16 protein-coding genes are annotated in these 20,131 nt (G+C 63.9%); 7 read left to right on the top strand and 9 right to left on the bottom strand.

All coding sequences use genetic code 11. From position 1 onward, the window contains the following. Positions 1–118: 118 nt before the first annotated feature. The 5 genes from BMX92_RS02585 to BMX92_RS02565 all read left to right on the top strand — a co-directional run bounded on the left by BMX92_RS02585 (position 119) and on the right by BMX92_RS02565 (position 4,848). Entirely contained in the window at positions 119–859 is a 741-nt protein-coding gene (locus BMX92_RS02585) for a uracil-DNA glycosylase family protein (protein ID WP_256213249.1), read from the top strand. Then, positions 856–2,652, top strand: coding sequence for a lytic transglycosylase domain-containing protein (locus tag BMX92_RS02580; RefSeq protein WP_093011434.1), 1,797 nt, complete (start codon positions 856–858; stop codon positions 2,650–2,652). The genes BMX92_RS02585 and BMX92_RS02580 overlap by 4 nt, the downstream gene beginning before the upstream one ends. Next, entirely contained in the window at positions 2,652–3,179 is a 528-nt protein-coding gene (gene moaB, locus BMX92_RS02575; RefSeq protein WP_093011431.1) for a molybdenum cofactor biosynthesis protein B, read from the top strand. The genes BMX92_RS02580 and moaB overlap by 1 nt, the downstream gene beginning before the upstream one ends. 130 nt (positions 3,180–3,309) lie before the next feature. Continuing rightward, positions 3,310–3,699, top strand: a complete 390-nt coding sequence (locus BMX92_RS02570; RefSeq protein ID WP_093011428.1) for a hypothetical protein — start codon at positions 3,310–3,312, stop codon at positions 3,697–3,699. Between the two features lie 81 nt (positions 3,700–3,780). Continuing rightward, entirely contained in the window at positions 3,781–4,848 is a 1,068-nt protein-coding gene (locus BMX92_RS02565; protein WP_093011425.1) for a PA0069 family radical SAM protein, read from the top strand. A gap of 350 nt (positions 4,849–5,198) precedes the next feature. Here BMX92_RS02565 and BMX92_RS02560 read toward each other — a convergent pair whose 3' ends face one another. Together BMX92_RS02560 and dnaE are read right to left on the bottom strand one after the other, a co-directional pair. Beyond that, positions 5,199–5,516, bottom strand: a complete 318-nt coding sequence (locus tag BMX92_RS02560) for a hypothetical protein (protein ID WP_093011423.1) — start codon at positions 5,514–5,516, stop codon at positions 5,199–5,201. Continuing rightward, positions 5,513–9,055 (bottom strand): DNA polymerase III subunit alpha, encoded by a 3,543-nt coding sequence (gene dnaE / locus BMX92_RS02555; protein WP_093012527.1) that lies wholly within the window; start codon positions 9,053–9,055, stop codon positions 5,513–5,515. Before dnaE ends, BMX92_RS02560 begins: the two co-directional genes overlap by 4 nt. A 131-nt stretch (positions 9,056–9,186) precedes the next feature. On the opposite strand from dnaE, the gene BMX92_RS02550 reads away from it, so the two are divergent. Further along, positions 9,187–10,995: a diguanylate cyclase gene (locus BMX92_RS02550; protein WP_093011420.1), complete on the top strand. Its 1,809-nt coding sequence runs from the start codon at positions 9,187–9,189 to the stop codon at positions 10,993–10,995. Positions 10,996–11,136: 141 nt separating this feature from the next. Here the strand turns inward: BMX92_RS02550 and BMX92_RS02545 are convergent, their stop codons facing one another. Further along, the gene (locus BMX92_RS02545) at positions 11,137–11,814 is read right to left on the bottom strand and encodes an ABC transporter ATP-binding protein (RefSeq protein WP_093011417.1); all 678 of its coding nucleotides are present in this window, start codon (positions 11,812–11,814) and stop codon (positions 11,137–11,139) included. Further along, a complete protein-coding gene (locus tag BMX92_RS02540; protein WP_093011414.1) occupies positions 11,807–13,057 on the bottom strand; it encodes a lipoprotein-releasing ABC transporter permease subunit in 1,251 nt (416 codons plus the stop codon). Before BMX92_RS02540 ends, BMX92_RS02545 begins: the two co-directional genes overlap by 8 nt. 668 nt (positions 13,058–13,725) lie before the next feature. Between BMX92_RS02540 and BMX92_RS02535 the strand changes: the two genes are divergently transcribed. After that, a complete protein-coding gene (locus BMX92_RS02535) occupies positions 13,726–14,187 on the top strand; it encodes an Hsp20 family protein (protein WP_093011411.1) in 462 nt (153 codons plus the stop codon). A 276-nt stretch (positions 14,188–14,463) separates the two neighbouring features. Here BMX92_RS02535 and BMX92_RS02530 read toward each other — a convergent pair whose 3' ends face one another. The 5 genes from BMX92_RS02530 to BMX92_RS02510 form a co-directional block, all read right to left on the bottom strand. Then, on the bottom strand, positions 14,464–16,386 hold the full coding sequence (locus BMX92_RS02530; RefSeq protein ID WP_093011408.1) for a potassium transporter Kup: 1,923 nt from the start codon (positions 16,384–16,386) through the stop codon (positions 14,464–14,466). 161 nt (positions 16,387–16,547) lie between these two features. Next, positions 16,548–17,192, bottom strand: coding sequence for a tetratricopeptide repeat protein (locus BMX92_RS02525; protein WP_093011405.1), 645 nt, complete (start codon positions 17,190–17,192; stop codon positions 16,548–16,550). Further along, positions 17,189–17,599, bottom strand: a complete 411-nt coding sequence (locus tag BMX92_RS02520) for a cytochrome c-type biogenesis protein (protein WP_093011402.1) — start codon at positions 17,597–17,599, stop codon at positions 17,189–17,191. The genes BMX92_RS02525 and BMX92_RS02520 overlap by 4 nt, the downstream gene beginning before the upstream one ends. Beyond that, positions 17,596–18,123 (bottom strand): redoxin family protein, encoded by a 528-nt coding sequence (locus BMX92_RS02515; protein WP_177184911.1) that lies wholly within the window; start codon positions 18,121–18,123, stop codon positions 17,596–17,598. Before BMX92_RS02515 ends, BMX92_RS02520 begins: the two co-directional genes overlap by 4 nt. After that, complete coding sequence (locus BMX92_RS02510) at positions 18,120–20,051, bottom strand: heme lyase CcmF/NrfE family subunit (RefSeq protein ID WP_093011396.1); 1,932 nt, start codon at positions 20,049–20,051, stop codon at positions 18,120–18,122. The genes BMX92_RS02515 and BMX92_RS02510 overlap by 4 nt, the downstream gene beginning before the upstream one ends. Between the last annotated feature and the right edge of the window lie 80 nt (positions 20,052–20,131).

The raw sequence follows: 20,131 nt of genomic DNA, 5'->3' as shown, positions 1-20,131 counted from the left end.
TTTGCGACCGGCGGGCTGCACCCCGTCTCATCCAATCGCCGCATTAGTACAACAGTTTACCATTTAGGGCGATGAAGCAGCTTGACCCCCTCGTCAACCTCTGGCCCAAGGAAATGCGATGCGGGGATTAATGCAGGACAATGTGGCGCTGGCCGCCGACGCCTATCTGGCGTGGTGGCAGCTTGCCGGCGTGGATAGCGCCGTAACGGAAGCACCGGTTGACTGGCTGCGCCCAGCGCCTGCGGTGGTTTCCGGGGCATCCGCCCAATCTGCTCAAGCCTCAGCGCCAGCATTGGTTCCGACCAAACCAAAAGACCTTTCTGCCTTCCGCCTGTGGCTGGAAAGTGATTCGGCCCACCCCGAACGGCGCTGGCCGGCGCGGGCGATTTACCCGTCTAGTGCTGTAGAAGCGCCGTTGATGGTCATCACCGACATGCCCGACCCGGCCGATGTCGATGCCGGCACGTTGCTCGCCGATCGCGCCGGCGCACTGTTCGATGCGATGCTCCGCGCGATCGGCCTCGATCGGGCGCAAGTCTATGTCGCGTCGCTCTTTTTTGCGCGGCCTCCGGGCGGCATGGTGGAGGCGAGCGACCTCATCAGCGCCGCCGGCCGGATGCGCACCCATGTCCAGCTTGCCCGGCCGCGCCGCCTGCTCCTGCTCGGCGACCGGACGATCCGTGCGCTGATGCCGACGGACGGTGCAACCCCGGCAAATAGTTTACGCGATTTTAATCATGAAGGCGGCATTGTGCCCGCCATCGCCACATTTCATCCGCGCCTGCTGCTCGGTCAGCCGGCGGCCAAGGCGGAATGCTGGCGTGCCCTTCAAAGCCTGATCGAGGAAGCCCGTCCGTGATTCGCGCCGCGACCAAAATTTCCCGCCCAATGTTTATGGCTACGGCCCTTATTAGCATGGGCCTGGCCGCGACCGCTCCGGCGCTGGCCGATACCGCCCCGGTCCTTCCGACCCTCTCGACGGCCGATGCTTCCCCGCTTCAGATCAGCGACGGCGACAAGGCCCGCTATCGCGCCATCTTCACCGCCATTTCCGCCCAACAGTGGAATGATGCCAAGGCGATGATCGCCGCGCTCGACACGCAGGATGCGGTGCGGTCGCTGGCGCTGTCCGAACTCTATCTGGCCAAGGGGTCGCCACGCGTCGAACTGTTCGACCTGCTCGACCTGATCAACAAGGCCGCCTGGCTGCCCAAGGCCGACCAGCTTTCCCGCCTCGCCCAGCGGCGCGGCGCCACCATCCTGCCGACCCTGCCGCAGATCCAGAAAATGGTCTGGCTTGGTTCTGCCCCCCGCCGCCAATATGTCGCTGCCGTGAAGACCGATGTCGCGGCGCAGGCGCTGGCCGGCCAGATCCAGACTTATGTCAAGAATGACGATCCTATCGGCGCCGAAGGCCTGCTGGGCACCGGCGAAGCGGGCCTGACGCCCGAAGGCCTGACCGAAGTGCGCCAGCGTGTCGCCTGGGCCTATTATATCGAAAATGACGATGTGAACGCCCGCCGCATGGCTGCGCGCGCGCTCGAAACCCGCGCCGGCGGCGACTGGACGGTGCAGGCTTATTGGACCACCGGGCTGGCGGCATGGCGTCAGAATGATTGCCGCGCCGCCGCCCCCGCCTTCGCCAATGTCGCCGCGATGGCGGGCGACGCCGATATGCGATCGGCCGGCGCCTATTGGGCCTCGCGCGCCTATATGGTCTGCGGTGAGGCGGAGAAGGTCGAAAATTACCTGAAGCAGGCGGCCCGCTCCGACGAAACCTTCTACGGTCTGCTGGCCAGGGAATCGCTGGGCATGACCTTCGCCGGCGGCCCCGTCGGCAGCCGTTTCGGCGCATTGGAATGGCAGAAGCTGCGGGCCAGCCCCAATGCCCGCGCGGCCATCGCCCTGTCCGCAATCGGCGAAAATGGCCGGGCCGACGAACTGCTCCGTTATCAGGCGAAGATCGGCGGCACCGATCAGTATGACGCGCTGCTGCGCCTCGCCAGCGCGCTGAACCTGCCCGCAACCCAGCTCTATCTCGCCCATAATGGCCCCGCCGGCACCCAGCCGGGCAGCTTCGCCCGCTTCCCCGCGCCCGACTGGCGCCCCGATGGCGGCTGGCGCGTCGATCCCTCGCTGATCTACGCCCACACGCTTCAGGAATCCGGCTTCCGCTCCGATGTCGTCAGCAGCGCCGGCGCGCGCGGCCTGATGCAGGTGCGCCCCGGCACGGCCGGCGATGTCGGCCTGTCCAACGCGGCGCAGCTTTTCGTGCCATCGACCAATATGGAATATGGCCAGCGCTATCTGGAATCGCTGCGCGACATGAGCGCGACCGGCGGCCTGCTGCCCAAGGTGATGGCCGCCTATAATGCCGGGCCGCTGCCGGTCGAACGCTGGAACACGCAGGTCCATGACAAGGGCGATCCGCTGCTCTTCATGGAATCGCTGCCCTATTATGAAACCCGCGCCTATGTGAACATCGTCATGCGCAACTATTGGATGTACCAGTTGCAGGCGAAGGGCAGCGCCGATTGCCTGACCGGCATGGCGCAGGGCCTGTGGCCGACCTTCCCCAATGCCAAGGGTGCGAAGATGGTCCGCCTGAGCAAGGCCGATGGTCGCAACTCCATGGGTGGCGGTTCCGACTGATGCCGATCGATGAGAGCCGGGCCTTCTTGCCCGTTCGCATCGCCGTTCTCACCGTATCCGATACGCGCGGCCTTGCCGAAGATCGCTCCGGCGACACGCTGGTCGAACGGCTGGAAAGCGCCGGCCATATCCTCGCCGCCCGCTATATCGAGCGGGACGACAGGAGCGCGATCATCGCCCGCCTGCACGCCTGGATAGACGATCCGCAAATCGACGTGATCCTGACGACCGGCGGCACCGGCGTCACCGGCCGCGACGTCACGCCCGAAGCACTGGCACAGGTGCAGGACAAGGAAATCCCCGGTTTCGGCGAACTGTTCCGCTGGCTCAGCTATCAGAGCATCGGCACGTCCACCATTCAGTCCCGCGCCACCGCCTGCGTAGCGCGCGGCACCTATATCTTCGCGCTGCCCGGCTCGACCGGCGCGGTGAAGGATGCCTGGGACGGCATCCTCGTCACCCAACTCGACAGCCGCTTCCGCCCCTGCAATTTCGTGGAACTGATGCCGCGGCTGATGGAACGGTAGGGCAAGCCTGAGCTATCGTTCGGCGGGACCTGCCGCACTTCAACTGGTGGAAAACGCCACTTTGGCGTTGCTGGCTGTCAAAACAGCAACCATCATGCACATCATCTTCGAATAAAAGCGGGCGGCGGCTGTGGAGTTTATTTTCGAGATCATATTCCAATTTCTCGGAGAGATGCTCCTTCAGCTGACTTTCGAATGCCTCGCCGAGTTGGGAATGCACAGCCTTGGTGACACGTTCAGGAAGCCCAGAAATCCGCTGCTATCCACCATCGGCTTCATCCTTTGGGGTGCCATTGCCGGCGGGATCAGCCTCTTGATCCTCCCGCATTCCGCCATCGCCAACCCCAATTATCGGGTGGCAAATCTCATCCTGACCCCGACGATCGCTGGCTTGATCATGATGCTGATTGGACGGAAGAGGAGCAAGAAAGGGGCAACCATCGTCGCGCTGGACCGGTTCGGCTATGCCTTCCTGTTCGCCTTTTCGATGGCAGTGGTGCGCTTTATCTGGGCGAAATGAACAGGATCTAGGCGATCCGGCCTATTGCAGAGCAACCGGAAACCCCTTGCAATTATGTTCACTGTATGTTCTCTTGCGCCAATGCCCCATCGCAGCGGTCGCGGCGCGACGCAGAACCTGACCAGTAAACGCTTCAACCTCAACCAGAGCGAGGCCGATGGCGACTGGCTCGATGCGATGGAGCAGATTGATGGTCCGGCACCCAGGCTGCGCACCACCGTCCTGACGCTCACACCCAGGACGATCATTTCCCGCAACGCCTCCCCGGACATCGGCTTTTCGCAATCCATCAATGCCTATGCGGGTTGCGAACATGGCTGCATCTATTGCTTTGCCCGGCCCAGCCATGCCTATCATGACCTGTCGCCCGGTCTGGATTTCGAAACCAAACTGTTCGCCAAGCCCGACGCGGCGAAGCTGCTCCGGGCCGAACTGTCGAAGCGCAACCATGTCGTCGCGCCGATCGCGATGGGGACCAATACCGATCCCTATCAGCCGATCGAAAAGGACTGGCGCATCACCCGGTCGATCCTGGAACTGCTGGTCGAAACCCGCCATCCGACCTTCATCACCACCAAGTCGGATCGCATCCTGCGCGATATCGACCTGCTCGCCGATCTGGCGCGCGACCGGCTGGTGGCGGTGATGCTTTCGGTGACGTCGCTCGATCCGAAGGTCGCCCGCACGCTGGAGCCGCGCGCGCCGCACCCGCTGCGGCGGCTGGAGGCGATCCGCAAGCTGGCCGACGCCGGTATCCCCGTCACCGCCAGCATATCGCCCGTCATCCCGGCGATTACCGATCATGAGATTGAGGCGCTGGTCGCCCGCGCCGCGCAGGCCGGCGCGCGGGAGGTCAGCTATATCCCCGTCCGCCTGCCGCATGAGGTGGCGCCCCTGTTCCGCGCCTGGCTCGACACCCATTATCCCGATCGCGCGGGCAAGGTGATGGCCATCATCCGCGACATGCGCGGCGGGCGTGACAATGATCCCGACTTCGGCACGCGCATGCGCGGACAGGGCGTCTGGGCAGACCTCATCCGCACCCGCTTCAGCAAGGCCCGCAAACGCGCCGGGCTGGGCGCGGAAAGACTGGTTCTGCGCACCGACCTGTTCCGCCCGCCCGAAGGCGCGCAGATGCGGTTGTTTTAGGTTGGTTAGAGAGCGGACATTACGGTTTTTGTTGCCCCTCCCGTGAACGGGAGGGGCGGCGAGACTTAATGAGCGCAGCGAATTTAGTCGCAGCGGTGGGCAATTGCAACCTTGCGCATGCCCACCCCCTAACCCCCTCCCGCAAGCGGTAGGGGGAACAAGGTTGTTATTGGTCGCCCTGTGCCAGACGAGCATATTCTCTGCGCCTCTGCGCGAAATCTTCTTCATATTGATTCACGCGGAGAGCGCGCGCATCTGCTCCGCGTCTTCGCGCCTCCGCGTGAACAATTTATGCTGCCTGCTCGGTCACACTTGCAGGTGATATTAGAACATAGGTGCGGCCAAATGCGTCAACGGCTCAGACGATCGTCCTCATAATGGCTGAAACGCTTGCCCCGACGTCGATAGTGCCGCGCCTGCCATCGAGATAACAGAAACACACCAATCACCGGCACCAGAAGCAACGGCCAGAAACGGAGCGACACGTCCCATAATTCAAAAGCTGTGATCGTCGCCGAGCCTATCAACGCCATCCAACCCCATTCGTAGCGCCACTGATGCAGATCGTTATCGGACCGAAAAGCCGGCGCTTCTACCCGCCCGGCGTCATTCGATACCGCGCGGGATCGTCTGCGATAGGCCCAGCCCCTGCGCGGCTCGTCCGTCACCCCACCAACCGCATCGCCGTGCGCCGGGTCCGCGTCTTATAGCCATCGGCCTTCACGTCCATCCGCTCGAACTGGTGGATGCTCAGCCCCTTGATGGTCGCGATCGCGTCCACCTGATCCGCGCCCAGACTATAATTGTCGCCCAGGAAGACCCGCGCCGCCTGCCCGTCGCCCAGCGGCGCACGCAGGAAGACTTCGCTGCGTCCGGCCTCCGCGCCTGCCAGCAAGGCCGCCAGCGCCTTGACCGCCTCGACCGTCTCCACATCGACCACCAGTACCATGCGCGATGCGCTGGCGATCGTCCGGAAGGCTTCCACCCCGCGCACGGTCACGCGCGGCGTTTCCTCGCCCGGCAAGCGGTCCAGTTCCACCACCAGCAACGCGCAATCGCCATCTGCCGCCAGCAGTTCGATCGCCTTGCACGCCTCCTCGTCAAAGCAGCTCGCCTGAAACTGCCCGCTCTGGTCGGAGAAGGTGGCGTTGGCATAGCGCGCCCCGCGCTTCGTCTCGCGCCAGCGCACATCTTCAACCATGGCGGCCATGATCGTCATCGCCCGCCCTTCGGCATTGGGCGCGGGCATGGGCGACTGGCAGACCAGGCCATAGCTTTTCGCGCCGCGCGCGTCGGCCAGATGCTTGTAGCGATCGACCGGATGGGCCGAGAAATAGAAGCCGAACGCCTCCTTTTCCTGCGCCATGCGGTCCGCCACGGTCCAGGCCTGATGCGGGGGGATGCGCACATCGGCATGGGTCGTCTCGACATCGCCGAACAGGCCGCCCTGCCCGCTTTCGCGCGCCGCCGCATTGCTCGACGCGACCGACAGGATCGTTTCCGCCGCCGCATGCACGCCCGCACGATCGGCATGAATGCCGTCGAACGCCCCCGCCGCCGCGAGGCTTTCCAACTGTCGCCGGTTCAGCATCCGCGGCTCGATCCGGTCGGCGAAATCATCCAGCGACTTGAACGGCCCGCCCTTGTCGCGCTCCTCGACAAGCTGTTCCATCGCCTTTTCGCCGACGCCCTTCAACCCGCCCAGCGCATAGCGCACGGCAAAGCCCAGCCGCGCGTCCTCGCCCTGATAGGGCACCGCCTCGACGGTAAAGTCCGCCTCGCTGCGGTTGAGGTCGGTCGGCAGGCAGGTCATGCCCATGCGCCGCATATCGTCGACGAACACGGTCAGCTTTTCGGTCAGGTGAATATCGAAGGCCATCGACCCGGAATAAAATTCCGCCGGATAATGCGCCTTCAGCCAGGCCGTTTGATAGGCGAGCAGCGCATAGGCCGCCGCGTGCGATTTATTGAAACCATAGCCCGCGAACTTGTCGATCAAGTCGAACAGCTCATTCGCCTTGGACGGCTTGATGTCGCTTTTCGCGCAGCCTTCCACGAAGCGGGACCGCTGCGCGTCCATCTCCGCCTTCACCTTCTTGCCCATGGCGCGGCGCAGAAGGTCGGCGTCGCCGAGGCTATAGCCCGCCAGGATCTGCGCCGCCTGCATCACCTGTTCCTGATAGACGAAGATGCCATAGGTTTCTTCGAGGATCGGTTTCAGGAGAATATGCGGATATTCAATCTCTTCCTGCCCGTTCTTACGACGCCCGAACATCGGGATATTGTCCATCGGGCCGGGGCGGTAGAGCGACACCAGCGCGATGATGTCGCCGAAATTGGTCGGGCGCACGGCGGCCAGCGTCTTGCGCATGCCTTCCGATTCCAGCTGGAACACGCCCACCGTGTCGCCGCGCTGGAGCAGTTCATAGACAGCCGGATCGTCCCAGGCGAGCGTATCGAGATCGACCGTCACGCCGCGCCCGGCCAGCAACTGCACCGCCTTCTGCAAGACGGACAGGGTTTTCAGCCCCAGAAAGTCGAACTTCACCAGCCCCGCACCCTCGACATATTTCATGTCGAACTGCGTCACCGGCATATCGGATCGCGGATCGCGATAGAGCGGCACCAGCTGCTGCAACGGCCGGTCGCCGATCACCACGCCCGCCGCATGGGTGGAGCTGTGGCGCGGAAAGCCCTCCAGCTTCATCGCATAGTCGATCAGGCGCTTGACCTGATTGTCATTGTCATATTCCGCGCGAAACTCGGCCACCCCGTTTAACGACCGTTCCAGTGTCCACGGATCGGTCGGGTGGTTCGGCACCAGCTTGGCCAACCGGTCGACCTGCCCATAGCTCATCTGGAGCACGCGGCCGGTGTCCTTGAGCACCGCCCGCGCCTTCAGCTTACCGAAGGTGATGATCTGTGCGACATGGTCCGCGCCATATTTCTGCTGGACGTAGCGGATCACCTCGCCGCGCCGCGTTTCGCAAAAGTCGATGTCGAAGTCGGGCATCGACACACGTTCCGGGTTCAGGAAGCGTTCGAACAGCAGGCCCAATTGCAACGGATCGAGGTCCGTGATGGTCAGCGCCCACGCCACCAGCGAACCCGCGCCCGATCCACGGCCCGGCCCCACTGGAATATCATGATCCTTGGCCCATTTGATGAAGTCGGCCACGATCAGGAAGTAGCCGGGGAACCCCATCTGGATGATGATGTCCGTCTCGAACTTCAGCCGGTCGAAATAGGGCTGACGCGCCTCCGCCCCGATGATCCCGGCCTTTTCCAGCCGCATTTCCAGCCCCGCCGTCGCCTGATCGCGCAGCATCGCCGCCTCACCCTCGATATCGCCGGCGAGGCTGGGCAGGATCGGCTTGCGCTTGGGCGCCATCACCGCGCAGCGCTGCGCGACGACCAGCGTATTGGCCAGCGCTTCGGGCAGATCCTCGAACAGCCGCTTCATTTCGGCGGCCGGCTTCATCCAGGCGTCGGGCGAACTGGTCCGCCGGTCGGGCGTCTCGACATAGGCGCTGTCGGCGATGCACAGCATCACATCATGCGCCGCGTGGAAATCCGGCTCCGCAAAGCAGGTCGGGTTGGTCGCCACCAGCGGCAGCCCCCGCTCATAAGCCATGTCGAGCAGTTGCGGCTCCGCCTTGCCCTCCACCGCGTCCAGCCGCCGGCAGATTTCGATATAGAGCCGGTCTGGAAACAGCGCCTCCAGCCGCTCGACATAGGCGACCGCCGCGTCCGGCTGGTCCTCGGCAAAGAGCCGCGCCAGCGCACCCTCGCCACCCGCCGTCAGTGCGATGACGCCATCGGTCCGCCCCTCCAGCGCCTCGATCGTGACATGCGGCACTTCCTCGACCGGCCGGTCCAGATGCGCCATGGAAACGAGCGCGCAGATATTGTCATAGCCCGCCGCATCCTGCGCATAAAGGGCGATCCAGTCATGCACCGGCGGCGCATTGGCGGGGCGACCGGGCCGCAACAGGCCCAGCATCGCGCCCACGACCGGCTGCACGCCTTCATCCTTGCACCCGTCGGAAAAGGCCATGGAGCCATAAAGCCCGTTGCGGTCGGTGATCGCCACCGCCGGGAAGCCCAAAGCCTTCGCCTGTTTCGCGATCTTCTTGGGGTCGATCGCCCCTTCCAGCATGGTGAAGGAGGAAAAGACACGAAGCGGAACGAAAGCGGTATGAGGCATCATGACAATCTAGGGACGCCTCGCGATTCGGCCCAGCCCCAGTCCCAAGAAATCTGTGGGTAAGGTGTCGAAAACGGGATCGACGGCATTTTAAGCAATTGCCAACCAGTTTCGGCCTAAGGTCTGCTGTCATGCGTCTATCCACCATCACCAACTGGGCCTATGGCGCCACCGTCATCCTGACCCTCGTCTCGGGCGCGACCATGTTGATGGCGTCGGGCGCGGAGGAGACGGAACGCGCCGCCGTGGCCCAGCGCGCCAGCTTCGACCAACTGACCGCCAGCCTTGAGGAAGACGTCTATCGCCTCACCGAACAGGCGCGTGGCTATGTCATCAGCGGCGATCCCAGCCACCTGATCGTCTATCGTCGTGAACGCGAAGCACTCCGCTCGGTCGAGCAGCGCATCACCCATCTGCGCGACGCCGGCGCCAATGAAAGCGAACTGGCCGCCTTGCGTCAGGGGCTGCACTGGGCCGACGCGCTGACCGACGAGCAGGACGCCGCCATCCGCGCCGCGCAGGCGGGCGACGACAAGACTGGCCGCACCATCCTGTTTGGCGACGAATATGGTCGGGAACTGGATCGGGTCGCGGCGCAGGTCGGCCAATTCCAATATATGCTCGACCAGCGGACCGAACAGGCCGTTATCCGCGCCACCGACACCGCCCGCCAGTGGCGCAGCGTGTCGGAAGTGATGCTGGGCATCACCGCGCTCCTGTTCCTGTGCGTCCTCTATTTCGTCCTCAAACAGCGTATCCTGCATCCGGTGGTGCGCCTTAGCGACGTCGTCACCCGTCTCGCCGCGCAGGATTTCGAGGCTATTCCGCCCGAATTCCATCAAGTCGACGAAATCGGCGACATGGCACAGGCGATCCGCATCTTCCGCGAAAACGGGCTGGAACGGCAAAGGCTGGAACAGGAGCGGGATGCCGACCGCATGATGCGCGACCTGCTCTCGCGCCTGACCCAGCGGCTTCAGGGCTGCGACAGCAGCGCCGATCTGGTCGACGTCGTGCGTCGTTTCGCCCCGGAAATCGCCCCCGATTTCCCCGGCCGCCTCTACATCCACGACATACGCCGCAACGCCATGGTGCAGGCCTGCGACTGGCTATCCCCCGCTTATTCCCGCATCGAATTTCCGCCGTCAGCCTGCTGGGCGCTGCGGCGCGGCCAGACCCATCGCCCGGCCGGCGAGATGGTCGACATCCCCTGCGAGCATCTGGGCGCCTCCTCGGCTATCAGCACCATCTGCATCCCGCTCGCGGCGCAGGGGGAGAGCATCGGCATGCTCTATTATGAGGAGCCGACCGGCGTCCGCGCCGATCATCTGGAGCGCACAGGCAAATATCTGGAAATGCTGGCCGAAAATATCGGACTGGCGCTCGCCAATCTGCGCCTGCGCGACGTGCTGCGCGACATGGCGATGGCCGACGCGCTGACCGGCCTGCCCAATCGCCGCCAGTTCGACGCGATGCTCCAGACGCTGGTGGGCGAAGCCGAACGCAATCTGACGCCGCTCGCCTGCCTGATGGTCGACATCGATCATTTCAAGCGGTTCAACGACAATTATGGCCATGATGCCGGGGACGCCGTGCTGCGCGGGGTCGGCAATGTACTGGCCGATGCGCTGCGCGAAAATGGCCATGCCTTCCGTCTGGGCGGCGAGGAATTTGTGGTGCTCATGCCCGGCTTCAACCTGGATCAGGCGCTGGGCCGCGCGGCGCAGATCCAGCGCCGCATTCAGGATTTGCGGATCGAACATCGCGGCAAGGAACTGGGCACCATCACCGCCAGCTTTGGCCTGGCCGCCTATCCCGATCATGGCCGCGCCGACCGCCTGCTCCAGACGGCCGACGCCGCCCTGCTGCGCGCCAAGACCGAAGGCCGCGACCGCATCCTGGTCGCGACGGTGCGGGATGGCGCTTCGGCGGTCGCTTAGAGCACAGCATTCTAAAACTGCACCGTTCAGGCTGAGCGAAGTCGAAGCCCTCAACCGAGCGAAGCGAGGGACTTCGCCTTCGGCTCAGTCGGGCCCTTCGACTTTGCTCAGGGCGAACGGATCATATGTAAAGCGGAAGCTCTAAGCCGCCTCCAGCACCCCTTCATGCAGCCGGACCACCCGGTCCATCTTCTGCGCCAGCCGCTCATTATGGGTCGCGACCAGTGCCGCCGATCCTTCATGCCGCACCAGCCGCAGAAACTCGGCCAGCACGATATCGGCCGTGCGCTCGTCCAGATTGCCGGTCGGCTCATCCGCCAGCACCAGCGCAGGCCGGTTGGCCAGCGCGCGGGCGACCGCCACGCGCTGCTGCTCGCCGCCCGACAACTGGCTCGGCCGATGGTCCAGCCGATGCCCCAGCCCCAGCGAGGTCAGCAGCGATTCCGCTCGCGTCCGCGCCGTTGCCATGTCAATGTCGCGGATCACCTGCGGCAGCACGACATTCTCGGTCGCATTGAAATCGGGCAGCAGATGGTGAAACTGGTAGACGAAGCCCAGCGCATCGCGGCGCAACCGCGTCCGCCCGTCATTGTCCAGCTTCGCCGCTTCCTCGCCGCTGATGCGGATCGATCCGTCGAACCCGCCCTCCAGCAGGCCGACCGCCTGCAACAAAGTCGACTTGCCCGACCCCGACGGCCCCAGCAAAGCCACGATCTCACCCGGCCCCACGCGCAGGTCCACGCCGCGCAGCACGTCGATCGTGACCTCACCCTGGGTGAAGCTGCGGGACAGGCCGCTGACCTTCAAAATATCATTCATAACGCAGCACCTGAACCGGATCGGTATTGGCGGCCTTGAAGGCCGGATAGAGGGTGGCGAGGAAGCTGAACAGCAGCGCCATCACACAGATCACGGTGATTTCCACCGGATCGGGTTTGGACGGCAATTCGCTGAGGAACCGCACGGATGGATCCCACAAATTCTGCCCCGTCACGAACTGTATGACGTTCACGATGTTCTGCCGGAAAGCGAGGAAGGCGAAGCCCAGCACCAGTCCGGCCCCGATGCCCAGCGTGCCGATGGTCACGCCCACGGTCATGAATATCTTCACCAGCCCGCCGCGACTCGCCCCCATCGTCCGCAGGATCGCGATGTCGCGCGTCTTGGCGCGCACCAGCATGATCAGCGACGACAGGATGTTGAACACCGCCACCAGCACGATGATGGACAGGACGACGAACATCGCCACCCGCTCCACCGCCAGCGCCTCGAACAGCGAGCTATTCATCTGTCGCCAGTCGGTGATGACCGCCCGGCCCGCGACCTTGCCGGCCAGCGGCGCCAAAATCTGCCCGACCTTGTCGGCATTGACCGTCTCGACCTCGATCATGCTGACCATGTCGCCCATCAGCAGCAGGGTCTGCGCATCCTCGATCGGCATGACGACGAGCGCCTTGTCATAATCATAGATGCCGACTTCGAAGATGCAGGCGACCTGATAGCCGACTTCGCGCGGAACCGTACCGAACGGCGTCGCCCGGCCCGCCGGGTTATAGACGGTGAAGGTATCGCCCACCTGCAAGCCCATATTTTCAGCCAGCCGCGACCCGATCGCCACCTTGCCGCCATTGGGGGTCAGCGCGTTCAGGCTGCCCCCGATGATCTTGGCCTTCATCGTCTGGTTGTTGCGAATGTCGGCCACGGTCATGCCGCGGATCAGCGCGGGTTCGAACCGGCCCTGAAAAATCGCGCCCAGCGGCTGCTCGATCATCGGCGTGGCGCTGGTGACGCCGGCGGTCGCCTTCGTCTGCTTCAGCACCGACTGCCAGTCGGGCAGACGCCCGCCATAGCCCTGCACCACGGCATGGCCGTTCAGGCCGACAATCTTGTCGAACAGCTCCGCGCGGAAGCCGTTCATGACGCTCATGACGATGATGAGCGCGGCGACACCCAGCATGACCGCGACCAGACTGATGCCGGCGACGAGGAAGATAAAGCCCTCCCCCTTGCCCGGCAGCAGGTAGCGCTTGGCGATCATGCGTTCGTAACAGGATAGAATCATGTGGCGCGAACGGCCCTTCGATAAGGATGTTGGAGAGGGTCTAGAGCATTCTGACGGTGGCTGGAACAGTCGGCGACTCGCAATGGGCGGAAAACAGGGCAAGGCGATGGGCCTGCATGAACGCTGTCATTGCCGGATTGTTGCATCACCGCCACAGGGACCGACCGAAAATCACACCGGCCGGATTTTGCCCGTGACACCGGCCCGCGCCGGTCATAGCAAGGCTTCGGAAGCACAGGTAAAAGGCCGTGGTTCAGGGATACTGCTTCCCACTTCGAGCTTAGGGGGCTGAGAAGTGGTTGAGGCAGGCCAAGGGGGAGACGAGCAATCGTCCATTAAGCACCCGGATCGTGAAAACACGGTCCGGGTGCTTTTTTGTCAGCCTGTCCTACCCCGCGCTTTTCTTGCACTCTTCCTTCCATCGGGCCGCTCTCTATTTGGTTGAGCCGACTTTCCGATAGGATCGGCCGCACGCAACTTCCTGTCAAAATCCGCGGGAAATATGCGAAGTTAAGCGTGCGATTTCCAACATCGCCATGGCTCTTGAAAGCCGCAAAGCCGCAACCATATCAACGCTGTCCGGTCGCCACTTGGGGCCGGGCAGACTATCGCCGGATGCCAATTACCGGGTCCGGCAGGTTCATTTTGCTCTTTTGGAGATTATGACAATGCGTGGTTTCGACCTGACCCCCTATCGCCGCTCGACCGTGGGTTTCGATCGTCTGTTCGACCTGATCGAAAATAATGCCCGTCTGGCGCAGGGTGATAATTACCCGCCCTTCAATATCGAACGCCTTTCCGAAGACCGCTATCGCGTGACCCTGGCCGTCGCCGGCTTCCGCCCGGAAGAAATCGACATCACCGCCCAGCAGAATCTGCTTCAGGTAATCGGCCGCAAGGATGATAATTCTACGGATCGCTCCAAATTCCTGCATGTCGGCATCGCCAACCGCAGCTTTGAGCGCCGCTTCGAACTCGCCGATTTCGTGCGCGTGGAAAAGGCAGATCTGGCCGACGGCCTGCTGAGCATCGAACTGCTGCGCGAAGTCCCCGAAGCGATGAAGCCCAAGAAGATCGCGGTCAATGGCGGCCATCTGGTCGACATCAACGAAGGCCGCGACGCCGCCTGATTTCGCTCAAAGCCAAGATGCACGAAGGGCGCGACCGCAAGGCCGCGCCCTTTTTGATGCCTGAAAATCCTAGCACCTATCGAATATCAATTCCGTCATGCTGAACTTGTTTCAGCATCCATCAGGCCGCAATCGCCGACTTTGTGGTGGCTCGATCCTCTGACTATCGCGCCTTTCAAGGCTTCAGTGCGAAGCGAGAAATAGATGCTGAAACAAGTTCAGCATGACGATGAAGGAGTGCCAGCCCTAATATGATGGCTGCCTCGGCCGGAGGAATTATATCTCGACCTGGCTACCCAGTTCGACCACCCGGTTCGTCGGCAGGCGGAAAAACTCCATCGCGCTTTCCGCGTTGCGCAGCATCCAGGCGAAGATCTTCTCGCGCCACAGCGGCATCCCCGGCTTGGCCGACGGCAGCAAGGTTTGGCGCGCCAGGAAGAAGCTGGTGTCCATCATCTTGAACGCCTGCCCGCAACCGGTGACATTTTTGAGCGCGGCCGGCACGTCAGGCTCCTGCATGAAGCCATATTGCAGCACCAGACGGAAGAAGCCCCGGCCCAGATCCTCCAGCTTGCACCGCCCGTCATCCTCCACGACCGGCACATCCTTGATCTTCACCGTCAACAGGATGACCCGTTCGTGCAGCACCTTGTTATGCTTGAGGTTATGGAGCAGCGCGTGGGGCACGCCATCGGGCGTGGATGTCATGAATACGGCCGTTCCCGACACCCGCACCGCGCTGTTGGCGGCGGAGGCGACGAAGACCGGAATCGGCATCGCCGCTTCGCGCAACCGGTCCTGCACCAATCGGCGACCGCGCGACCAGGTGGTCAGCAGGGTGAAGACGATGAAGCCGATCAGCAGCGGGAACCATCCGCCATCCGGCACCTTGGTCAGGTTCGCCGCCAGATAGGCGCCGTCGACCAGGTAGAAAACCGCCAGCAGCGGCGCTGCATAATACCATTTCCAGTGCCACAGACGATAGAGCACCACCGTCAGCAGCACATTGTCGATGAACATCGCGCCCGTCACCGCAATGCCATAGGCGGCGGTCAGGTTGGACGATGTTTGGAACACCAGCACCAGCAGGATCACCATCACCATCAGCCCCCAGTTGATCAGGGGGATATAGATCTGGCCGGCCGTCGATGCGCTGGTGTGGGAAATGCGCAGGCGCGGCATGAAGCCCAACTGGATCGCCTGCTGCGTAACCGAGAAAGCGCCGGAAATCACCGCCTGCGATGCGATGATCGCGGCCAGCGTCGCCAGGACGATCAGCGGCAACTGGCCCCATTGCGGCGCGAGATTGTAGAAGGGACTGTGCAGCGCCGCCGCGCCTTCGCGGAACAGCAGCGCGCCCTGCCCCATATAGTTGAGCATCAGCGCCGGCAGCACGAAGAACAGCCAGGACACCCGGATCGGCTTGCGCCCGAAATGCCCCATATCGGCATAGAGCGCCTCGGCCCCCGTCACCGCCAGCACGACCGCGCCCAGCGCCAGGAAGGCGGGCAGCGGATCGGTGACGAAGAACATGAACGCCCAATAGGGGTTCAGCGCATAGAGGATGCCCGGCGTCTTGAGGATCGAGAGGACGCCCAGCGCCGCGATCGTCACGAAATAGGTGAGCATGATCGGGCCGAAGAAGGCCGCGACCTTGTTGGTGCCCAGCCCCTGTATCCAGAACAGGCCCAGCAGGATCACGATCGCCACCGGCAGGATCGCCGGGGCCAGCGCAGGATTATAGACCGTCAGGCCCTCGACCGCCGAAAGCACCGACACCGCCGGCGTGATCATCGAGTCGCCGTAGAAGAGCGCCGTCGCGAACACGCCCAGCAGCACGATGCCGCGCGACCAGCGCTGCGTCTTGGTCTGGCCGTTGATCAGCGCCAGCAGCGCCAGGCTGCCACCCTCCCCCTTGTTGTCGGCCCGCATGATGATGCTGACATATTTCAGCGTCACCACCAGCATCATCGACCAGAACATCAGGCTGATGACGCCCAATATATGGTCGGGATCGAGGTCGAGATGATGATGGCCCGCAAAGGTCTCGCGGAAGGCGTAGAGCGGGCTGGTGCCGATATCGCCAAAGACGATGCCGATGGCGCCGACGACTAGCTTTACCGTCGCCTGCTGCCGCCCATGGCCGTGGCCATGCTGCTCGTCATCGGCCGGGGCCGTATTGGGAAGAAGATCAGCCATGAAAGGAAAACCAAATGGTCATCGCACACCAGGCTGAAGGACGCCGCGCCATAGGATAGCGACCAAGAAAGAATCTTTCATCAAAGGATATGTCATACCCTGCATAGCGGCGCGCCCTATCACGCCTCCAGACGGGGCGCAATCATCCGCGCTGCGGCGCATCATTGCGGGACAGTATCGCCATTGGCAAGCATCGCGTCGATCCGCGCGATATAGGCTTCCAGTTCCGCCTTCACCTGACTGCCGGCCGGCGCACTGGCGGCCAGCGGCGCCCACATATCCCGCGCGCCCTGCAACTGGTTGTTCCGCGCCAGCGCCAGACCATAGAAATAGCGCGGCGCCGGTCCCGCCGGATCGATCGCCAGCGCCCGACGATAGGCAAATTCGGCACCGGGCGAGAGCACACCATCGGCATGATTGACCAGCGCATTGCCCAGCCCCAGCCACAAATTGGCGTCATCGGGCGTCGCGCGCAGGCCCGACAGCAGCACATTGGCCGCTTCCTTGGTCTTGCCCTGCCGCGCCAGGCCATCGGACAGCATCATCCATTGCGCCGCCGGGCCGAAGCGCTCGGCCAGACCGCGCCGCTTTTCCGCCTGCTTCTCGTCGAATGCCTCGCTTTTGCCCTGCGCTACATGGCGCGGTGCACCTGCCTGCCCCGGATGGCCCTGCCAGGCATAGCCCGCCAGCCCCAGCAACAGCGCCGCCGCGCTGATTTCCCGCGCCGACCGGGGAATGCGCCCGACCAGCAACAGGGCGACGAAGACCAGAGCCGCCAGACCAAAGGCGATGAACCATCCCGTCATCGGCTCTTCCTCCGCTTGATCCGGCCGCGCAGCAACAACAGCCCCAGTCCCAGAAACAGCAATGGCGCGCCCCAGAGCGGCCACAGGATCGGCGCGGCGGTCGGCTCATAGCTGACCCAGTCGCCATAGCGGGAGATCAGCCATGTGCGGATCGCCTCCGGCTGCTCCCCGGCCATAATCCGTTCCCGGATCTGCGATCGCATGTCACCGGCCATGCTGGCGCCCGAATCGGCGATCGACTGGCTCTGACAGGTGAGGCAGCGGATGGTTTCCATCAGCGCCTTGGCCTTGCGCTCCTGCGCGGCATCGGGGATTTGCCGGTCGGCCCAGGGCGCGGGCGGCAAGGCGGTCTGCGCCGCGGCCGGCACTGCGACCAGCGCCATCAGCAAGGCAAGCAGCAGCTTCATTGTGCATCCCTCAGCCGGTCGAGGATCATCGGCACGTCATCGGCGCGAATATCGCCTATATGCTGATAGGCGATCCGCCCCTTGCCATCGATGACGAAGGTTTCCGGCACGCCAGACGATCCGAGGTCCATCTGAATTTTGCTCTGAGCATCCAGACCGATCCGGGCATAAGGATTGCCATAGCGTTTCAGGAAGCCGTCGACATCAGGCCGGGCATCGCGAATGGCGATGGCGTCAATCTCCACCCCCGCCTGTTTCAACGCCATCAGTTGCGGCGCCTCGGCGGCGCAGGGCACACACCAACTGGCGAAGATATTGAGCAGGCGCGGCTTGCCGGTGGCGAGTTGCGCGCTGGCCAGCGCCGGCCGATCGCTCGCCCCCGCCGGCAGGGTGAAGGCCGGCAGCGGCTGCCCGACAAGGCGCGAATGGATGACGCGGTCATCCGGCTGGAACAGGCCACTGGCGAACAGGCCGATAAAGGCCAGGAACAGCATGAGCGGCAGCCAGATCCAGACTTTCCTCATGCCTCGACCTCCCTGCGCGCGCGCCATTTCAGCAGCCAGCCGCGCCGTTCCCGACCGACCAGCGCCAATGCACCGCCCAGCGCGATCATGATGCCGCCCAGCCAGATGAAGGTGACGAACGGCTTCCACCAGATGCGCATCTGCCAGCGGCCGCCCTCCACTTCCTCGCCCAGCACGACATAGAGCTGTCCGTTCCAGCGGGTCAGCAATGCCGCTTCGCTGGTGCTGGTCGGCGGCGAGGCGAAGAAGCGCGACTGCGGCCGGATCAGCACCGGCGCACCGCCACGATCGACCTGCATGTCGGCCTGAAGCGCGGTCCAGTTGTCCCCCGCGACCGGCATGATCTGCACGAAGCGCAGGGTCCATCCAGCCGTTTGGATCGTGTCACCGGGGCGGGCCGCCACCAGTTTCTCGACCGTGAAGGCCGAATCGCAGGCCATGCCGGCCAGGCTGACGGCGCAGCCCAGATGCGCGATCACCATGCCCCAGGTGAAGAGTGGCGTGCGCAGCAGCTTGCGCTTCCACAGCGGCGCGATGCTCGCCGCGCCGACCGCAATGGCGATGACGAGACCAAGGAAAGGCAGGACGCCGATCCGGCCCCAGGCGAGGATAGCCAGTACCCCCGCCGCCACGACCAGCAGCAGCGCAGGCACGATCAGCCGCTTGCCCACCGCGCTCGCGCTGTCCCGCCGCCAGCGGGTCAGCGGCCCGGCCGCCAGCACGACCATCAGCGCCAGCGCCAGCGGCCCGGCAATCCGGTCGAAATAGGGCGCGCCGACCGATACCTTATGGCCGAAGGCTTCGGTCATCAGCGGATAGAGGGTGCCGATCAGCACGATCCCCAAAATCACCGACAACAGCAGGTTATTGGCCACCAGCATGGTTTCGCGGCTGACCAGTTCGAACGGCGCGCCTTCGCGCACCGACCCGATCCGCCAGCCGAACAGCGCCAGCGCCCCGCCGATATAGATGGCCAGCAGCGCCAGAATGAAGCTGCCCCGGGACGGATCGACGGCGAAGGCGTGGACGCTGGTCAGGATGCCGGATCGGACAAGGAAGGTGCCGACCATCGACATGGAGAAAGCGATGACCGCCAGCATGATCGTCCAGGCGCGCAGCGCATCGCGCGTCGCCAGCACGGTCACGCTGTGCAGCAGCGCCGTCGCCGCCAGCCATGGCATCAATGACGCATTTTCGACCGGGTCCCAGAACCACCAGCCGCCCCAGCCCAGTTCATAATAGGCCCAATAGCTGCCTGCCGTGATGCCCAGCGTCAGCAGCACCCAGGCCGCCAGCACCCATGGCCGCATGGCCCGAGCGAAGGCGGCATCCACCTGCCGCGTCAGCAGCGCGCCGATGGCGAAGGAGAAGGCGACCGACAGTCCGACATAGCCCAGATAGAGCGTCGGCGGATGGAAGGCGAGGCCGGGGTCCTGCAATAGCGGGTTCAGCCCCTGCCCGTCCGGCGGCGGCGGATCGATCCGCGCGAAGGGATTGGAGGAAAAGAGCAGGAAGGCATAGAAACCCAGCGAAATCGCCGCCTGCCCGCCCAGCGTCGCCATATGCGCGTCGCGCTTGAGCGCCCGCTCGAACAGCGCGACGGCGGCGCCAGCGACGCCCATCACCGTCACCCACAGCAGCATCGACCCTTCATGATTGCCCCAGGTGCCAGCGAATTTATAAAGCCAGGGCTTCATCGAATGGCTGTTGGTCGCGACCAGCAGCACCGACATGTCCGATCGCAGGAACAGGGTGATCAGCAGGGCGAAGGCAATGGCGGTCAGGAGCCCCTGCGCCACGGCGGCGGGGCGCACGGCGGCCAGCAATTCCGGCTTGCCGCCCTTCAATCCCGCAAAGGCCAGCAGCAATTGCAACAGCGCCAGCGCCGCCGCGAGCCACAGCGCAGCCAGACCGGTTTCAGCGATCATTGGCGCATCCCCATAGCATCCTCGTCACCCTGAACTTGTTTCAGGGTCCATCCCTCCAGATACATCATAGCTCTAGGAGG

Source organism: Sphingobium sp. YR768 (assembly GCF_900111125.1).
In the GTDB taxonomy this organism is placed as follows: Bacteria; Pseudomonadota; Alphaproteobacteria; order Sphingomonadales; family Sphingomonadaceae; genus Sphingobium.
Note: the sequence above shows the minus strand (reverse complement) of the source record. Positions and strands in the feature narration are given on the sequence as shown.